Source organism: Devosia honganensis, assembly GCF_042648785.1.
GTDB lineage: Bacteria > Pseudomonadota > Alphaproteobacteria > Rhizobiales > Devosiaceae > Devosia > Devosia honganensis.
In genome coordinates this window covers 23,516-39,190 of the sequence record NZ_JBHRYD010000016.1, presented here as the reverse complement: position 1 = coordinate 39,190, position 15,675 = coordinate 23,516, and the positions used below count along the sequence as shown (strand labels likewise).

Annotated in this window: 15 protein-coding genes and 2 pseudogenes; 2 read left to right on the top strand and 15 right to left on the bottom strand. The window is 61.9% G+C overall.

Features of this window, described 5'->3' with window-relative positions; translation table 11 throughout:
* Nucleotides 1-3: 3 nt before the first annotated feature.
* The 10 genes from ACFOOL_RS16000 to ACFOOL_RS15955 form a co-directional block, all read right to left on the bottom strand.
* Nucleotides 4-1,254, bottom strand: a complete 1,251-nt coding sequence (locus ACFOOL_RS16000) for an AAA family ATPase (protein ID WP_380098355.1) — start codon at nt 1,252-1,254, stop codon at nt 4-6.
* A complete protein-coding gene (locus tag ACFOOL_RS15995; protein WP_380098354.1) occupies nt 1,251-2,525 on the bottom strand; it encodes a restriction endonuclease subunit S in 1,275 nt (424 codons plus the stop codon). The genes ACFOOL_RS16000 and ACFOOL_RS15995 overlap by 4 nt, the downstream gene beginning before the upstream one ends.
* Nucleotides 2,522-4,525 (bottom strand): type I restriction-modification system subunit M, encoded by a 2,004-nt coding sequence (locus ACFOOL_RS15990; protein ID WP_380098352.1) that lies wholly within the window; start codon nt 4,523-4,525, stop codon nt 2,522-2,524. Before ACFOOL_RS15990 ends, ACFOOL_RS15995 begins: the two co-directional genes overlap by 4 nt.
* A gap of 46 nt (nt 4,526-4,571) precedes the next feature.
* Nucleotides 4,572-4,775 carry a type II toxin-antitoxin system prevent-host-death family antitoxin gene (locus tag ACFOOL_RS15985; RefSeq protein WP_380098351.1) on the bottom strand — a complete coding sequence of 68 codons (204 nt, stop codon included), beginning with the start codon at nt 4,773-4,775 and terminating at the stop codon, nt 4,572-4,574.
* Nucleotides 4,776-4,834: 59 nt separating this feature from the next.
* Nucleotides 4,835-5,236: a hypothetical protein gene (locus tag ACFOOL_RS15980; RefSeq protein ID WP_380098350.1), complete on the bottom strand. Its 402-nt coding sequence runs from the start codon at nt 5,234-5,236 to the stop codon at nt 4,835-4,837.
* Nucleotides 5,233-6,558: a recombinase family protein gene (locus ACFOOL_RS15975; RefSeq protein ID WP_380098349.1), complete on the bottom strand. Its 1,326-nt coding sequence runs from the start codon at nt 6,556-6,558 to the stop codon at nt 5,233-5,235. Before ACFOOL_RS15975 ends, ACFOOL_RS15980 begins: the two co-directional genes overlap by 4 nt.
* Nucleotides 6,539-7,003: a DUF2924 domain-containing protein gene (locus tag ACFOOL_RS15970; protein WP_380098407.1), complete on the bottom strand. Its 465-nt coding sequence runs from the start codon at nt 7,001-7,003 to the stop codon at nt 6,539-6,541. The genes ACFOOL_RS15975 and ACFOOL_RS15970 overlap by 20 nt, the downstream gene beginning before the upstream one ends.
* 477 nt (nt 7,004-7,480) lie before the next feature.
* A complete protein-coding gene (locus ACFOOL_RS15965; RefSeq protein WP_380098348.1) occupies nt 7,481-8,209 on the bottom strand; it encodes a helix-turn-helix domain-containing protein in 729 nt (242 codons plus the stop codon).
* On the bottom strand, nt 8,206-8,397 hold the full coding sequence (locus tag ACFOOL_RS15960; RefSeq protein WP_380098347.1) for a helix-turn-helix transcriptional regulator: 192 nt from the start codon (nt 8,395-8,397) through the stop codon (nt 8,206-8,208). Before ACFOOL_RS15960 ends, ACFOOL_RS15965 begins: the two co-directional genes overlap by 4 nt.
* A 283-nt stretch (nt 8,398-8,680) precedes the next feature.
* Complete coding sequence (locus ACFOOL_RS15955; protein ID WP_380098346.1) at nt 8,681-9,355, bottom strand: hypothetical protein; 675 nt, start codon at nt 9,353-9,355, stop codon at nt 8,681-8,683.
* Nucleotides 9,356-9,463: 108 nt separating this feature from the next.
* Here ACFOOL_RS15955 and ACFOOL_RS15950 point away from each other — a divergent pair.
* Nucleotides 9,464-9,615: pseudogene (locus ACFOOL_RS15950) on the top strand (IS3 family transposase); the annotation flags it as partial.
* A pseudogene (locus ACFOOL_RS15945) lies at nt 9,604-9,735 on the top strand (integrase core domain-containing protein); the annotation flags it as partial. The pseudogenes ACFOOL_RS15950 and ACFOOL_RS15945, both read left to right, overlap by 12 nt.
* A 335-nt stretch (nt 9,736-10,070) precedes the next feature.
* Here ACFOOL_RS15945 and ACFOOL_RS15940 read toward each other — a convergent pair.
* From ACFOOL_RS15940 to ACFOOL_RS15920, 5 genes are read right to left on the bottom strand one after another with little or no spacing between them, the layout of a single operon-like run.
* Nucleotides 10,071-11,801, bottom strand: coding sequence for a SulP family inorganic anion transporter (locus ACFOOL_RS15940; protein ID WP_380098345.1), 1,731 nt, complete (start codon nt 11,799-11,801; stop codon nt 10,071-10,073).
* Nucleotides 11,802-11,806: 5 nt separating this feature from the next.
* Nucleotides 11,807-12,805: an ABC transporter ATP-binding protein gene (locus ACFOOL_RS15935; RefSeq protein WP_380098344.1), complete on the bottom strand. Its 999-nt coding sequence runs from the start codon at nt 12,803-12,805 to the stop codon at nt 11,807-11,809.
* Nucleotides 12,802-13,836: an ABC transporter ATP-binding protein gene (locus ACFOOL_RS15930; protein ID WP_380098342.1), complete on the bottom strand. Its 1,035-nt coding sequence runs from the start codon at nt 13,834-13,836 to the stop codon at nt 12,802-12,804. Before ACFOOL_RS15930 ends, ACFOOL_RS15935 begins: the two co-directional genes overlap by 4 nt.
* A 4-nt stretch (nt 13,837-13,840) precedes the next feature.
* Nucleotides 13,841-14,716 (bottom strand): ABC transporter permease, encoded by an 876-nt coding sequence (locus tag ACFOOL_RS15925; RefSeq protein WP_380098341.1) that lies wholly within the window; start codon nt 14,714-14,716, stop codon nt 13,841-13,843.
* Nucleotides 14,713-15,672: an ABC transporter permease gene (locus tag ACFOOL_RS15920; RefSeq protein WP_380098339.1), complete on the bottom strand. Its 960-nt coding sequence runs from the start codon at nt 15,670-15,672 to the stop codon at nt 14,713-14,715. The genes ACFOOL_RS15925 and ACFOOL_RS15920 overlap by 4 nt, the downstream gene beginning before the upstream one ends.
* Nucleotides 15,673-15,675 lie beyond the last annotated feature (3 nt).

Below are 15,675 nucleotides of genomic sequence, written 5' to 3'. Positions count from 1 at the left end.
CTCTCAAACCTCATCCTCCATGAAGTCGAGCAGCGTACGCGCTCTTGTAACCTCGGGATCATCGTCTCCGATCTCGGACGACAGCGCGTCTATGGCCGTGTTTGCCTCCTCCCGCTTGCCGTCTGCGATCAGCCGCGCGATGGTCCCAATTTGCTCCTCAACATTCGTGTTCCTGGGAGCCGTTTCCATCAGTTCTTCAAGCACACGACTGGAGTCAATTCCGAAGGAGTAGTCGGGCGTGAAAACCTCTCCTTCCCGAATGATGCGGATTTTCTCGTGGGGAACTTCCCCGACGATCTGTGGCGAATGCGTAGTGGCGATAAACTGGCAAGCCGGAAATGTTTCCGTAAGCTGCCCAGTCACCTTGCGCTGCCAGGTCGGGTGCAGATGCAAATCAAGTTCGTCGATCAAGACGACACCCTTCCCATCACGGATGGGGTCTTCGAGTTCGGGGTTGGCCTGTGACAAACGTCTTGCAAGGTCGAGAACAAGTGCAAGCATACTCCGCTCGCCGTCAGAGAGCTGACGCACATCCAGCGTAGTGCCCTGCTTGTCGATCAAAAGTTTCGGTCGATCATCGACTTCGGCACGAAGGCCAGTGCAATCCGGAAGAAACCGGCTTGCAGCCTTCTGAAGTGCACCGAGATGAAGCCTGGCGCGTGGCAGCTCGCTGGAAAGCTCCTCCTGCGCACGCATCCAGGAAGCAAACTCAGCAAGGCGCAGCGGCCGCTCGGACAACGCATCAGCATAAGCTGCAGCCTGACCGCCGCTTGCGCGGCCGGAACGCGGTTGTTCATCGGATACAAGCGAACGGCGGGTTGAGAAATAGACCGCGACTGGTTGCGATTTCGCGGTCTTGAGCGGTTTGGCCTCTGCGTCAAGGTCCGGTGAAAGCTCTTCCCTGTCCGGCGTTTCGAACGTGTCTTGCCGGACCGATCCCGGCTGGTCAGGTTTGTGTGCGTCTTTCTGCTTCAGGAGCAGATAGCGATATTCCTTGCCAGCGATATCCAAATCGAGATCGATCTGCAGAAAATCAGCGCCAATCTGGATGTCGTCGAGGTCAAATGCATCTGGTCTTGCCCGGCTGGGGGTGAATTGCGGCACAAGACGCGACAGACAGATGCGCAGCGTTTCAAGCGCCGTTGTCTTGCCGACCCCATTGACGCCGACAAGCAGCGTGAAAGCGGGATCGAACTTGAAGCCGACCTGCTTGAACGCGCGAACATTGGCAAGGCTGAGACGATTGATTTTCATGCCGCCTCCGGGATTTCGAGTTGGCCGGTCACAGCGGCTGCGATCAGGGCTGCGCGGCGCTCTTTCAGCAGTGCGATGGAGTTCTCGGTCGCGGTGCGCAGGCGGTCGATCTTGGCGGTCTCGGTGCCGATGTGCGCGACGATCTGTTGCTGTTCATCGAGCGGCGGCACGGGCCACCAAGTCTCGAAGAAGCCCTCGGGATAGAGCCGCAGGCGGGAGGACCAGACGCCCTTGGAGTAGCGGGTCACTTCCTGCGCGAAGACGGGAATCCGGACCAGAGCATCGACGTAATCGGGCAGCAGGCGCGGGCCTGGGGTGTAGACGTTGTAGGCGGGGCTGACGATGCCATCGACGCGGGCGGTGCCCATGGCGCCCATCCAGGCCCATAGGGTGTTGATGGCCAGATCCCCGGCGAAGCACAGCTTGTAGCCAGCGGTGCTTTCGGCCTCGAACATGTTCACGTCCTTCTCGGACCGGGGGGTGACACCGGTCAGGTGAGAGACGGTCAGCATTTCCTCTTCGCCGGTCTGGGATCGCTGGTCGCGTTCGGTGAACAGCCAGCGGGAGCGCTCCACCTCCCAATGCGCAGGGATGTCGCCAAGCCAGTCGATGCCTGAGGGGCGCAGGGGCGCGGATGGATCGAGGCCACGCATGACGGCCTCGGCCACGATGGCGCGCCGCTTCTCGGCCATTAGGTCGAGGAGCTTCTGCTTGGCAGCGATGAGGGCGTCGATGTCGGCTGTTTCGCTGTCGAGAAACGCTACGATGCCCTTTTGAACGGCGAGAGGAGGCAGTGGGATCTCGGTGGACGCCATCAGATCGTATTCAATGCTCTCGACGGTAGCACCTTCCTTGCTCCATTGCTTCAGCAACTCTGTTTGAAAGCCACGGACTAGACAGGCGAGAAACTCGACCGCCAAGGAGTCGTGAGGAAGAATCGCACGCATGTCTTGATTGAGAGAGACAGGAACGCGGTTCACAGCCACTGGTATTGAGTGCCGCAGAATGCCAGACCGGACAACGATCAATGCTGCTCCCGGCTGCACCAGGTTGGTGGCACTGGATTGCAGCCCATCAACTGTGATGTGATCTTCTGTATCCAGGATTTCGTCGGTCTTCATGTCTTTCGGTGAAACCCAGGGAATATCGCCATTCCAGTATTCTGGCTTCGACTTGTCGGGCGTGCCGCCGCCGACAAAATCTGCCAAATACTTCAGCTTTTTGCGTTCCCAGCCTTCGGGAGCGGCCTTGAACCAAGGAACGTCACTCATTCCGTCACCTCGCGCAAAAGTCGTAGGATCTCGTCCTCCGCCTTCTTCAGGTCTACGTCGATCTCGGACAGCCTGCGGGGCGGCGTAAACTGATAGAAATGGCGGTTGAAGTTGATCTCGTAGCCGACCTTGTCCTTGCTGCGGTCCATCCAGGCATCCGGCACATGCGGCAGAACCTCGCGCGCGAAGTAGGCGTCGATATCCTCTTTCAGGGGCACGTTCTCGAAGTCGCGCAGGTCTGGGTCGGCCTCGAACCCTTTGCCCGCCTTCACCCGCTCGGCCGCCGCATCCTTCTCGGTGAACACATTGCGGAACAGCTTGACCTCGGGCGCGCGCCAGCGGGACTCGCGCTTTTTCAACAGCTTCTCGATGCTGGCCCAGACCTTGTTCCAATCCAGTTCCGGCTCGCGTCCCAGCGCCTGGTCTATCGCCTGGATGTCGTCGAGCAGGTGCGGTGCCGCGTCGAGGAAGCGGGCCTTGTCTTCGACCGTCATCCGGTAGCGCAGCCGCAGCGGACGCTCGACGGTGACGCGGGTATAGCCGAAGTCGGCATTGTCGAAGATCTTGGACTTGGCATTCTGGGCGTAGCCACCGTAGAGGCGCACGATCTCGGCGATCTGATCGGGTTCGTCCGGGCGATCATCCCCTTCGGGCGCCTTGCCAGCGCCGATCTTGCGGCGCTTGTCGCCCTGGCTGCGGCCCATGGGCATCCAGATATCGCGCGCGTCGACGAGCTGGATGGTGCCCTTGCGATGGCCGGGCTTGTTGTTGGTGACGATCCAGATGTAGGTGCCGATCCCGGTGTTGTAGAACATCTGCTCCGGCAGGGCGACGATGGCCTCGAGCATGTCGCGTTCGATGATCCACTTGCGGATGTTGCTTTCGCCGCCCCCCGCGCCCCCGGTGAACAGGGGTGAGCCAGAGAATACGATGGCCGCCCGCGAGCCGTACTTCTGCGACTTGAAATCGACGTCTTCGAATTTCGAGATCATGTGCTGCAGGAACAGCAGGGAGCCGTCATTCACGCGCGGCAGTCCTGCGCTCCACGGGCTGTCCTGCGGGGCTTTCTCGTGCCGGCGCACGATTTCCTTCTGCTGCTTCTTCCAGTCCACGCCGAAGGGCGGGTTGGCGATGAAGTAGTCGAAGGTCTGCCCATCAAACTTGTCGTCGGTGAAGCTGTCCCCGTACTGGACGTTCTCACCGCCGCCGTTGTGGTCGACCTGCTTCATGAGCATGTCGGATGCGGCCGTCGCGAAGGCGCGCTTGTTGTAGTCCTGTCCGTAGACGTAAAGCTTCGCTTCCTTGTGGTGATCACGCATGTACCGCTGTGCCTCGGCAAGCATCCCGCCCGTGCCGCATGCCGGGTCGAGCATGCGCATCACCGTTCCCGGCTTGCTGAGTACGTCGTCGGCATCCATGAAAAGAAGATCGACCATGAGGTGAATCACCTCGCGCGGCGTGAAGTGGTCGCCCGCGGTCTCGTTGGCCAGTTCGTTGAAGCGTCGGATGAGGTTTTCGAATACGAGGCCCATTTGATCGTTCTTCACCCGGTCAGGATGAAGGTCGACCTTCAGAAACTCCTTCAGCACGAGGTAGAGGATGTTCGCCTCATCCATCTTCTCGATTTCGTTGGTGAATTCGAAGAAGTCGAATATCCGCCGCACGTTGGCCGAGAAGCCGCTGATGTAGGATTGAAGGTGGCGTGCCAAGTTGGGGGTATCGCCGATCATCGTCTGGAACGTCATCGGCGAACGGTTGTGGAAGCGGTGCCCGGATGCCTTGTTCAGCATCCGGTCGAGAGCATCGTCCTCCAGCTTCCCACCCTTGCGCCGCGCATACTCCGCCAATACCTGGTCCTTGGTGTTGGCCAGCACGCAATCGAAGCGACGCAGAACGACAAGTGGCAGCATGACGCGCTCGTACTGCGGCGGGCGATAGGGCCCGCGCAGAAGGTCCGCGATCTGCCAGATCAAGTTCGCCAAGTCCGAGTGGCTTGCCATGTCGTTCAGTCTCCTGCCGGTTTGTCCGGTCTGTTGTTCTGTTGGATCAGTCTTCTTGCCCCGGTCGTTTGCCCGATGCCCCAGAAGCCACCCGCTTCTTCGCCTTTGCCGTCAGCCGCTCGAATTCTTCAACAGCAAGCACCACGACGACAGACCGGCCGTACTTCTCGATGGCGACAGGCTCTGCCCTCGCCATGTCGATCAGCCGCCCGAAAGCGTTCTTGGCGTCGCGCGCCGACATGCGTTGCATGGTGAGCTCCTCCCCGAGTTGGAGCTATTTTAGCCAAGATGTGAGATGATGGATAGACGCTAACGTGCTGAGCCGAATGCCGAAGACATCGCTCGTTGCGCTTCCCAATCCGATGGAAAGTCTGCTTGCAGGGCCGCTTTGAGGAACTCAGTCTCGTACCGCCCTTCGAGCACGCTCTCCACGATGTCAGGAGCCACTAGCGTCAGGCGGAGGATGCGCGCGAGATAGGTGGTCGAGATCCCCTCCTTTTGCGCGAGTTCTGACACGGTCGAAAACCCGCCGGTGTCAAGGAGTTGCTTCCAGCGGAAAGCTCGGGCCAGCGCCTTGATGACCGTTGCGGACGCTTGCCGCGGGACAGTCTGTCCGGCGGGCACGAGCATCTCCTTCCGACCGCCGCGCTTCACGATGCGGAACGGGACGTGCAAAGTGAGGGTGTCGGGAATCGGCGCGCTGCGGATCATGCGGCCCCTCGGTCGCTGGAAGCCTGCATTTCGCGGTAAAGACTCCCGAGGCCATCGACGCGGAGCCGGATGTTGAGCCCGTCAGGGCCGATGTCCACGCGCTCAACCAGCAGCGCCACGATGCGCGCCTGCTCGGCGAGGAACAGTTCGTCCCACAGCGGGTCGAGCCGGGTCAGGGCTTCGCGGGTGTCGGCCTCGGTGATCTCGCCATCCTGCGCGCGGGCCGCCTTCCAAGTGCCCGCCACAATCTCGGGCTGGCGGAACACGGCCCGCAGCTGGTCGATGACCGCCGCCTCGATCTCGCCCGCGGGAACACGGCCGATGGGACAGGCCCCCGCGCCATGCTTCAGCACAGTCTGGCTGACGTAGTAGCGGTAAAGCCGCCCGCCCTTGCGCGTGTGCGTCGGTGAGAAGGCCGCGCCGTCGGGGCCGTAGAGCAACCCCTTCAGCAGTGCGGGCGTGTCGGCACGGGTGCGGGCGGCGCGCTTGCGGGGGCTCTCAGTCAGGATGGCGTGAACCTTGTCCCACGTCCCGGCGTCGATGATCGCGTCGTGCTCTCCGGGATAGCTCTCGCCCTTGTGGACCGCCTCGCCGATATAGGCGCGGTTCGACAGCATCCGGTAGAGGTACTTCTTGTCGATCCGGTTGCCACGCTGGGTGCGGATGCCGCGCGTGCCGACCTCGCGCGCCAGTTCCGTGCAGGAGCCGATTTCGAGGAACCGGGCGAAGATCCAGCGCACATGACCGGCGGCCTGATCGTCGACAACCAGTTTTCGGTCCTTCACGACATAACCGTAGGGCGGCACGCCCCCCATCCACATGCCCTTCCTGCGGCTGGCGGCGACCTTGTCGCGGATGCGCTCGGCCGTCACCTCGCGCTCGAACTGGGCGAAGGAGAGCAGGATGTTCAGTGTCAGCCGCCCCATGGATGTGGTGGTGTTGAACGACTGCGTCACCGAGACGAAGGTCACGCCATTGCGGTCAAACACCTCGACCAGCTTGGCGAAGTCGGCGAGCGAGCGCGACAGGCGGTCGATCTTGTAGACCACGACGACATCGACCAGCCCGTCCTCGATGTCCTCCAGCAGCAGCTGAAGGCCGGGGCGGTCCAGCGTCCCGCCAGAGATGCCGCCGTCATCATATTGATCGCGGACGAGCACCCAGCCCTCGGACCGCTGGCTGGCGATGAACGCCTCGCAGGCTTCGCGCTGGGCGTGGAGCGAGTTGAACTCTTGCTCCAGCCCTTCCTCGGAGGATTTCCGAGTGTAGACAGCACACCGCAGCTTGCGGACGACCTTCGATTTATCCGGCGGCTTCGTCACTTCCGCCCCTGTGGTTCTTGAGGCCGAAGAACACCCAGCCGTTCCAGCGCGTGCCGGTGATGGCGCGGGCGATGGCCGACAGCGACTTGTAGGGCCGCCCCTGCCATTCGAAGCCGTCGGCGGTGACGGTGACGATCTGCTCGACGCCCTGCCATTCGCGCAGGAGGCGCGTGCCCGTGATGGGGCGGTCGCGGTCCGCGCGGATGCTCCGCTTCGCCCTGTCGCCGCCGTCCAGTTCCTCGCCCAGCCGTTCCAGCCGCCGGATCGTCTCGGGCTTCAGCCCGCCGTACGTCAATTCCTGAATGCGATAGGCTAGACGGGACTCGAGGTAGCGCCGGTTGAATGGCGGTGGTTCGCTGTCGAACAGGTCGCGCCACTGCTGCTTGAGATCGGTAATCGAGGTGGTCTTGAGCGCGGCCAGGCGCACGGGAATGGGGTCATGCATCGTCATGCGGGCCTCCTGTGATCGTCACGATGAAGTCCGCATGGTCTCGGGCGAATGTGTAGTCGAAATTTCTCCTCTACCGAATTGTTTTCACTGTGTTTTATTTCTCTTGATCGAAGACGCAGCAGTCCGGCCGCCAATAGTTCGCAAAGCGCCCGCCTGCGCTCGAGGGACGACATGAGGTTCGGCGGCAGTGGATTGGGACCAGCCTTCAACATGGGACCAGCCCATCGCGACCTGACACTGCGTACCCATTGCCGGAACGAGGTGCGTACCCTGCGAACCCGAAGGTGCGTACCTTGGATGCGAACCCGGAAAAATTCTTTGGTACTAGCGGTTTAGCGGGCAAAGCCACCCCGCATACGTCCATCGCCCGGAAGGACCCGAAGCGGGGGGGAGAGGCCTTGCGGGCTGACTTGGTGGCAATCGTGGCGCTGCTCACCTGTTCATCAGGACGGAGGGTGCTCGCGCACGACATCACCCCTTGCCCCCCATTTTGGTTTCGATACCGCCGCGAGCCGTAAGTGTCCGCCGGTAATGAGCCTCGGCAATTGCCTTGGTAAAGTAGGCCCAGGTCCTGATTTCCTTTGTCCGTGGCCGGCTCGTCCGCTTCCGCAGCGTCGGGAGAATGTCCTTTTGGAGGCTGTATCCCGCTTTCAGCCAACCGATGACCAGGTCGTTCGTGTCAGTGATCATCCGGCGCGATGCTGTGCACAGGCCTGGGCCACATGCATCGAGGCAATGCGCAACAAACTGGTCGGGATGAAAGATTTCCTTTCTTTCAGTTTGATTCCTGAAACTTGCGTCCAATTCCTGCACTGTAGGCGGTACAAATGCTGCACCGTCCGATGTTTTCATGACTCGGCCCACATGGCATGCGCCTCCGAGGACCGCCGGAGGGCGCTTGAAGCGCTCGAATGAGGGTTCGAAGGGAAAGTGATAGCGCGTAGTCTGCATCACGCCTCGCGCCGGTGAACCTCTGCGCTCACGTGCAATAAGCCCCTCACGTTCGAGGATGTTCAGGCAGTTGTTGACGGTGCCCCTCGACACCACCGCTTCATTGGCCAAACGCGCCTGCGAGATGTAACACCCTGTCTCATGGCGGTGATGCAGTGCCAGGCATTCGAGAAGACGTCTGGCGGTTGGCTTGAGCCGCACTTCGCCTTTAGGCAGTCCGTTAAGCCAGATCAACGCTTCCTGACTCATCGATTGCCCTCCTTGCGGACACGGCCCCCCAACCAGTTTTTCACCTCCGAGCGGCGCCAGCCGATGGCGCGTTGGCCAAGCTGCAGGGGAGCGGGGAAACGGCCAGCCGCGACTTCCTCGTAGAGCCAGCTCCGGCTCATCCCGATTACCGCCATGACGCGGCGGAGCCTCCAGATCTCATCGGTCATTGTCGAATTACTTCCAGTCGGATCGTTCACCAACGGACGTAACTGGATCGGACCGGGGCTGTCACACGCAGTAAATCAGGGGGCGTTTCTTGCGTGTCTTGCGGAGCAGGTTCGCACCCTTCAAGAGGGCGAGTTGCTGCCGATACAGCTTGTCAGGGCCCAACAGGAGCAGAGCTGATCGGGACAGGATAAGTACGAGAGAGCAGAACAGGCAGGGCTGAAATGAGGAAGTGCACGAAACGTAACGGTGCATGCAGACCCCATGGTTGGCGGCCGCATCAGCTCATGAAACGCTCAATCGCGCTTTGCCACGCCTGGACGCAAACCATGCCTTCTCGACTGCCGAAAATGAGCGCGGCGGCTGACCGAGTTCCTTCATGGCCTGTGCCACAATTGCGCAGGCACTTCCTTCATTCTCGGAAGCTACATTGCCAACGGCCTTGATGCCATGCTTCTCGACCAACTCTGCTACAACCTGAGCGAGCATCAGGTCAGACAGAACAGTTTTCCGCGTTCGTCCAGGTGGACGGGGACGCATCAGCTTGCCACTCAGGTGGTCGCATACGAACCGACGGAGCGGAACGGACAAACGCTGATCTTCCGCAATTCTTGCAGCTGCATGAAAAGCAAGGGCGTCGAACGCTGCCGGGTCTGCAGAGCATCGGCGACCAAGCTCCTCAAGCTTCTCAAGGTATGCGTGACTCGGAAGAGCACTGGCTCTATCAGGCGCTAGTCCCGACCGCCAGGCATTTGCGAGGTCAACGCTGGCAAGACTTTGACCTTGTCCAGAATGAGGGGGCTCGTCATGATCAAATTCTTGGCAGAATTCCTCGAGATGCTCGAGTATATCCGCCACTCTGCGTTCCAGCACTGGTAAGTCAACCCGACCTACCAACGCGCCCAGATCGACCAGGCGCGCTTTGGCAATTTCGACAAGCTCGGAATGAGAGTTCTGCATGACAGGAACATGCTAGACGACAATGAACCATAATCAACGTGCCTGACCACTACTGGACTGAACTGCCCCGGGTTTAGCGGAGGCTCCAACTCTTGAGAGAATGGAGCCATGACAAAGAAAAGAGTACCGCCCTTTAGCCCCGAGGCCCGCGCCGTGCGGTTGGGATGGTTTTGGATCACCAGGAGGAGCACGGCTCGCAGTGGGCTGCGATTCAGTCGATCGCCGCAAAGATCGGTTGCTCGGGGGAAAGCCAAGCCCGCAGCGGCATCGGCTCCTGGATCGATTATTACAACCGGAAGCGCCCCCACTCGAGCTTCGGCGGCAGGACGCCCGACGAGGTCTATGCTATGGCAGAAATGACGGAGCTATTGGCGGCGTAGAAACCAACCGATCCACCTTAGCCAAGCCGCCAAGCTGTCTCACCAGGCGGGTCCACCTCAGCCTTCCGATCTAAAACCTGCCAGTCCGCTCTCGGCCCAAAGCGGACATTCATCAGCAACCGGCTGCTTGAGGTTTAGATCCTCGTCCTAGCTGCTGCGCTTGATGTTCTCGCTCCTCAGAGAATCAGCCTCGCGAGCATTCTGGACAGTCATAGTCATGTACTAGTTGGCCACCTCGTAGGCCGTTCGAGTGGCCATTGCCAACAGTGGTCAGAGGCGTTCCTACCCGAAGTTACCAGCGGTGACATACGGCGCCTCGTCCGGTGCCCGCACTCTCAACTAACGTCGTGAACAAGCGACTGTGCCCCATTGGAAACAGCCTGCACCGCCTGATGGTGGCTTAGGTGAACACGCTCCTTCATTTGAGCAAGAAACTCCGTTCCCTTGAGCCGATCCATCACTGGCCCCTTAACTTCGGAGAGGTGAAACCGCACGCCCATATCCGCCAGATGGCGGTGGATGGCGCTCAGGCTTTCGAGTGCCGACAGGTCGACGGCGTTGACGGCCGAGCACATCAGGATGACGTCCTTGACCTCTGGCCTTTTCGCCACAAGGTCGAAAACGATGTCCTCCAGATAGCGTGCATTGGCGAAATAGAGGCTCTCATCGACGCGCAGCGAAGCGATGCTGGGCTCAGTCTCGACAGCATGGCGCTCGACATTGCGGTAATGTTCCGTCCCGGGGACGCGCCCGACAACGGCGGCATGGGGGCGGGACGACCGCAGCAGGAAGATCAAGAGAGAGAGGCCGACCCCCAGACCGATGCCCGGCTCCACGCCGAACAGAAGCGTGCCGAAGAGGGTGGCCACGACGGCTGCAAAATCCGCCTTCGAAAAGCTCCAGGCGCGTGTCAGGACAGAAAAGTCGACGAGGCTGAGCACCGCCACGATGATTGTGGCTGCCAAGGTCGCCTTTGGCAGCAGCGCCAGTAACGGCGTCAGCACAAGGGTCGCAGCGGCGATGCCGACCGCCGTAAACGCGCCCGCCGCCGGCGTGGCTGCGCCCGCGTCAAAATTGACGACCGAGCGGGCAAAGCCGCCCGTCACCGGATAGCCGCCGCTGATCGCGGCGGCGGCATTGGCCATGCCGAGCCCGATCAGCTCTTGATCCGGATCGATGCGCTCTCGCCGCTTGGCGGCGAGGGTCTGTGCAACGGAGATGGATTCGACAAACCCCACGACGGAGATCGCGAGAGCTGGAACGATCAGCAGACGAATGGTCTCAAGATCGAAAGTGGGGAGAGAAGGCTGAGGCAGGCCCTGCGGCACCTGCCCGACCAGTGCAACCCCCCTTCCCCCGAGGTCGAACAGGGCAGAAGCGGTCATGGTCAGGCCCACTACGGCGACCGGCCCAGCCCGCACGACAGCGTTGGCCGCCGCCTTACCAAGTCCGCAATGCAGGAGCCAGTTTTTCAGGTCGAGCCGGATCCACAGCAAAAGGCCAAGCGCCAGGGCACCTACTGCCAGCGTGGAGGCGTTGAACTGGTCTAGGCCATCCCAGAGGGACGCAAGCAGATCCGGCAGGGCATGGCCCGCAGTCGGTATGCCGAGCAGGCCGCCGATCTGGCTTATGGCAATGATCAATGCGGAAGCGGTGATGAAGCCGGCCATGACCGGATGCGAAAGGAAGTTGGCGAGAAACCCCAGACGCATCGCGCCCATCGCCACGAGCATTCCGCCTGAGAGCATGGCAAGGATGATCGCGGCGCTGGCATAGTCCGCAGTACCCTCGCTCGCTATCCGGCCCACCGCCGCGGCAGTCATCAACGACACCACCGCCACCGGTCCCACCGCCAGGGAGGTGGACGTCCCGAAGATCGCATAAGCGGCGAGCGGCAGAACCGAGGCGTAGAGACCAACCTCCGGCGGCAGACCGGCCAAGAGCGCATACGCCAGCGACTGCGGTATCAGCATGATGGTGACGATCGCTGCGGCCACCAGATCGCTGACCAGCGTCTGCCGGTTGTATCTCCGGCCCCAGTCGAGGACCGGCAAGTATCGGTGCATGACCCTTAGTCCGGGTAGTGGCAGGCGACGCGATGGGGCTCGCCGACGGATAACTGGGGGATCCGCACCGCGCAGTCGGGACGGCTGCGGAAGCAGCGCGTGTGGAAGCTGCAGCCGGGGGGCGGCGCGCTCGGACTCGGCAGGTCACCCGACAGGATCCGGCGTTTGCCCAGCGAGCGGTTGAAGGGATTGTCGGAGGGCACCGACGACAGCAGCGCCTGCGTATAGGGGTGCCTGGGATTGCTGAACAGGGCATGAGTCACCCCGACCTCAACGATCCGGCCCAGATACATCACGCCGATCCGATCCGCCATGTATTTGACCACCGATAGGTCGTGCGAGATGAACAGGTAGGAGAGCCCCAACTTCTGCTGTAGCGACTTCAGAAGATTGAGCACCTGAGCTTGGATCGACACATCTAGCGCCGAGACGGGCTCATCGAGGATGATCAGTGCCGGATCTAGCGCCAACGCCCGGGCGATACCGATACGCTGTCGCTGCCCACCGGAGAACTGGCTGGGATAGCGATCGGCCTGCTCGGCGGTCAGGCCCACCTGCGCCAACAACTCGAGCACCCGTGCGCGCAGCGCCGGACCTTTTTCAATTCTGTGAATGATCAGCGGCTCGGCGACAATCTCGAACACCGTCCGGCGCCGATTGAGCGAAGCATAAGGGTCCTGGAACACGATCTGTACCTTGCGACACAGCTCGGGGTCAGCCCGGCGCGAGACCCCAACGATGCTGCGGCCTTCGAAGGTGATGTCGCCGCTGCTGGGATTGGCCAAGCCTACCAACAGGGAGCTGACCGTAGACTTGCCGCAGCCCGATTCCCCGACCAGTCCGAAGGTTTCCCCGCGGCCGATCTCGAAATCCACGCCGTCGACAGCCTTGATGTGCCCGCTCACCCGCTGCAGCACGCCCTTGCGGATCGGAAAGTGCTTCTTGAGCCCGGAGACGCGCAGCAGCGGTTCACTCGGGCCGGCGGAGGCGATTGCGGCGCTCATGGCGCGTCTCCTTGAAGGATCATTTGGTCCACGAGCTCCTCGGCGAAGTGACACGCCGCCGCATGACCGACCGTGATTTCGCGCAGCTGAGGATCCTCGCGCGTACAAGCGGCGCGTCCCGCCGAGAGCTTGCACCGCGGCCGAAAGCTGCAGCCGGGTGGCAGGTTGGACAATCGCGGCGGCTCCCCGCCCAAGGCCTCGAGCGCGGCATCGGGGTCGCCATCGACGCGCGGTATGCTGGACAGCAGTGCGCGGGTATAGGGATGGCGCGGCTCGCGGAAAACGTCGTAGACGCTGCCCGATTCCACGATGCGGCCGGCATACATTACCAAGACTCGGTCGGCGGTCTCGGCCACCAGGCCCATGTCGTGCGTGATCAGCAGCAGCGCCGCCCCCGACTTGGCCACTGCCGCGCGCATGACGTCCATGACTTGCGCCTGGATAGTCACGTCGAGCGCGGTGGTCGGCTCGTCGGCCACGATGACGCGGGGTTGGTTAGCGAGTGCTATGGCGATCAGGATACGCTGGCGCATGCCGCCCGAAAGCTGATGGGGATAGGCGTCGAGCCGTTCGGCGGCGGCTGGAATACCGACCAGCTTGAGCAGGTCGACCGCTTCTGCCCGTAGCTGCGAGCGTCCGAGTCCCTCACGATGCGCAGAAATCACCTCACTGATCTGCTCACCGATGGTCAGCACCGGATTTAGCGAAGTCATAGGGTCTTGGAAAACCATGGCGATGCGGTCCCCGCGCAGTGCGGCGAAGTCGCGCTCCGACAGGCTGATCAGGTCCGCACCGTCAAGGGCGATACGTCCAGAGGCGATCCGCACCGGATCGGCGTGCAGCCCCAAAAGCGTAAGCGCGGTCAGCGTCTTGCCGGAGCCAGACTCCCCGACGATGCACACGGTCTCCCCCGGCTGCACCTGGAAGCTGACGCCCCGCACGACGTCGAACCCGGTTGCTTTGCTGCCAATGCGAACCACCAGTCCCTGGACGTCGAGGAGCGGTTGCGGCGAATTTGCGAGCATTGCCATCGTCCTATCTCTGTTTACTGGTGGGGTTGAGGCTCTTTTGCAGCGCGTCGGTGAAGAAGTTGAGACCGAGCACCAGTACGAACAGGACGAGGCCGGGAGCGATGGAATAGAACGGCGCCGCTCCCAGATAATCCCGGCTTTTGCTCAACATCGAGCCCAGCGAGGCGGTCGGCGCCTGCACCCCCAGTCCCAGGAATGAAAGCGAAGCCTCGAGCAGCACCGCATGGCCCACGGCCGCCGAAATCTGGGTGATCACCACACCGATGGAGTTGGGCATAATGTGATAGAACAGAATGCGGCCCATCGAGGCGCCCTGCACCTGGGCGGCCTTGACGTATTCAAGGCTGCGCTCTTTCAGCACTGCCGAACGCATGAGCCTGGCAAAGACCGGGATATTGAGGAAGGCGATGGCGATGCACACCTGGACCAGGCCCGGCCCGAGGACAGCAACCGCAACGATACCGAGCAGGATCCCGGGATAGGCCAGAATCACGTCGCAGGCCCGCATGATGAGGGCGTCGACCTTATTGCCAAAGGTCGCCGAGACCATACCGAGCAGGATGCCGATTGCAGCACCCGCCGACACGCTGGCTACGCCTGCGAGCAGGGACACGCGCGTGCCGTGAATGACGCGGCTGAGAATGTCGCGAGAGAGTTCGTCAGCACCCAGCAGGTGCCCGCCAGTACCGGGTGCTGCAAGACGCATTCCGGAAAACTGCATATCCGGGTCGAACGGCGCGAGCCAGGGGGCGAACAGCCCAATCGCCGCAACTAGAGCCACCAGGGCGGCACCGAACGCGCCCAGCGGATGAGCCGCCATGGCATCAAGGGCCCTGTCGCGCAAGGTCGCGAGGCCCATCAGGGAGGGGGTCTGGCTCACTTGTTGTCCTCAATGGCATAGCGGATGCGGGGATCGACAGCGGCATAGAGCAGATCGACGATGAGATTGATGGCGAGGAAGAACACGACGAGCAGCACCAGCACGCCTTGCACCACGCCATAGTCACGGTTGATGATTGATTGCACCAGCAGGCGGCCGACGCCGGGCCAGGCGAACAGGGATTCGATCACTACGGCACCGCCCAGCATGCGGCCGAACAGGATACCCATCATGGTAATGACGGGCACCAGCGAGTTCCTCAGGATGTGCCTAAAGATGATCCGGAGCGGATTCAGGCCTTTGGCGCGGGCGGTGCGCACGAAGTCCTCGCCGAGCGTTTCGATCACGGCGCTGCGGGTGAAGCGGGCCAGCACCGCCGTGCCGGTCAGAGCGAGCGTCGCCGACGGTAGCACCAACGAGAGATAAAACCCCGCCGGGTTGTCGAACAGGCTTTCGAACCCGCCGGGCGGCAGCCAGCCGAGGCTGACCGAGAACAACAGGATGGCCAGCATGCCGAACCAGAAATCGGGCAGTGCTATGGCAACGGCTGTGCCCCCGGAGACCATCCAGTCCGGCCAGCGGCCATTGCGCAGTCCGGCGACAAGGCCGGCCGGAACGCCGATTGCAACTGCGATCAACAACGCCATGCCGGCGAGCAGCAGAGATTGCGGCACGCGGCTGAGAATCAGCGTCCCGACATCCAGGTGGTAGATGTAGGACTTACCCAAATTGCCCTGGAGCAGTTGCCCCAGCCAGGCCAAGTACTGGACCGGCAGGGGCTGATCGAGACCATAGGCCCGCCTAACCGCGGCGACGACCTCTTCGCTGGCGTCGGGTCCGGCTATGACATCGGCCGCGTCCCCCGGAAGGGAACGGACGACGGCAAACACCAGTATGCTCGAGACCAACAGCACGGGTAGCCATTGCAGAAGCCGGCGAAGCACATAGGTCGTCATGGG

Excerpts from the sequence above, each read along its gene's own strand:
- ACFOOL_RS15970 (WP_380098407.1), bottom strand. The coding sequence starts at position 7,003 with ATGCATGACCCCATTCCCGTGCGCCTGGCCGCGCTCAAGACCACCTCG.
- ACFOOL_RS15935 (WP_380098344.1), bottom strand. The coding sequence starts at position 12,805 with ATGAGCGCCGCAATCGCCTCCGCCGGCCCGAGTGAACCGCTGCTGCGC.
- ACFOOL_RS15985 (WP_380098351.1), bottom strand. The coding sequence starts at position 4,775 with ATGCAACGCATGTCGGCGCGCGACGCCAAGAACGCTTTCGGGCGGCTG.
- ACFOOL_RS15980 (WP_380098350.1), bottom strand. The coding sequence starts at position 5,236 with ATGATCCGCAGCGCGCCGATTCCCGACACCCTCACTTTGCACGTCCCG.
- ACFOOL_RS15930 (WP_380098342.1), bottom strand. The coding sequence starts at position 13,836 with ATGGCAATGCTCGCAAATTCGCCGCAACCGCTCCTCGACGTCCAGGGA.
- ACFOOL_RS15955 (WP_380098346.1), bottom strand. The coding sequence starts at position 9,355 with ATGCAGAACTCTCATTCCGAGCTTGTCGAAATTGCCAAAGCGCGCCTG.
- ACFOOL_RS15995 (WP_380098354.1), bottom strand. The coding sequence starts at position 2,525 with ATGAGTGACGTTCCTTGGTTCAAGGCCGCTCCCGAAGGCTGGGAACGC.
- ACFOOL_RS15920 (WP_380098339.1), bottom strand. The coding sequence starts at position 15,672 with ATGACGACCTATGTGCTTCGCCGGCTTCTGCAATGGCTACCCGTGCTG.
- ACFOOL_RS15960 (WP_380098347.1), bottom strand. The coding sequence starts at position 8,397 with ATGACCGATGAGATCTGGAGGCTCCGCCGCGTCATGGCGGTAATCGGG.
- ACFOOL_RS15965 (WP_380098348.1), bottom strand. The coding sequence starts at position 8,209 with ATGAGTCAGGAAGCGTTGATCTGGCTTAACGGACTGCCTAAAGGCGAA.
- ACFOOL_RS15990 (WP_380098352.1), bottom strand. The coding sequence starts at position 4,525 with ATGGCAAGCCACTCGGACTTGGCGAACTTGATCTGGCAGATCGCGGAC.
- ACFOOL_RS15940 (WP_380098345.1), bottom strand. The coding sequence starts at position 11,801 with ATGCACCGATACTTGCCGGTCCTCGACTGGGGCCGGAGATACAACCGG.
- ACFOOL_RS16000 (WP_380098355.1), bottom strand. The coding sequence starts at position 1,254 with ATGAAAATCAATCGTCTCAGCCTTGCCAATGTTCGCGCGTTCAAGCAG.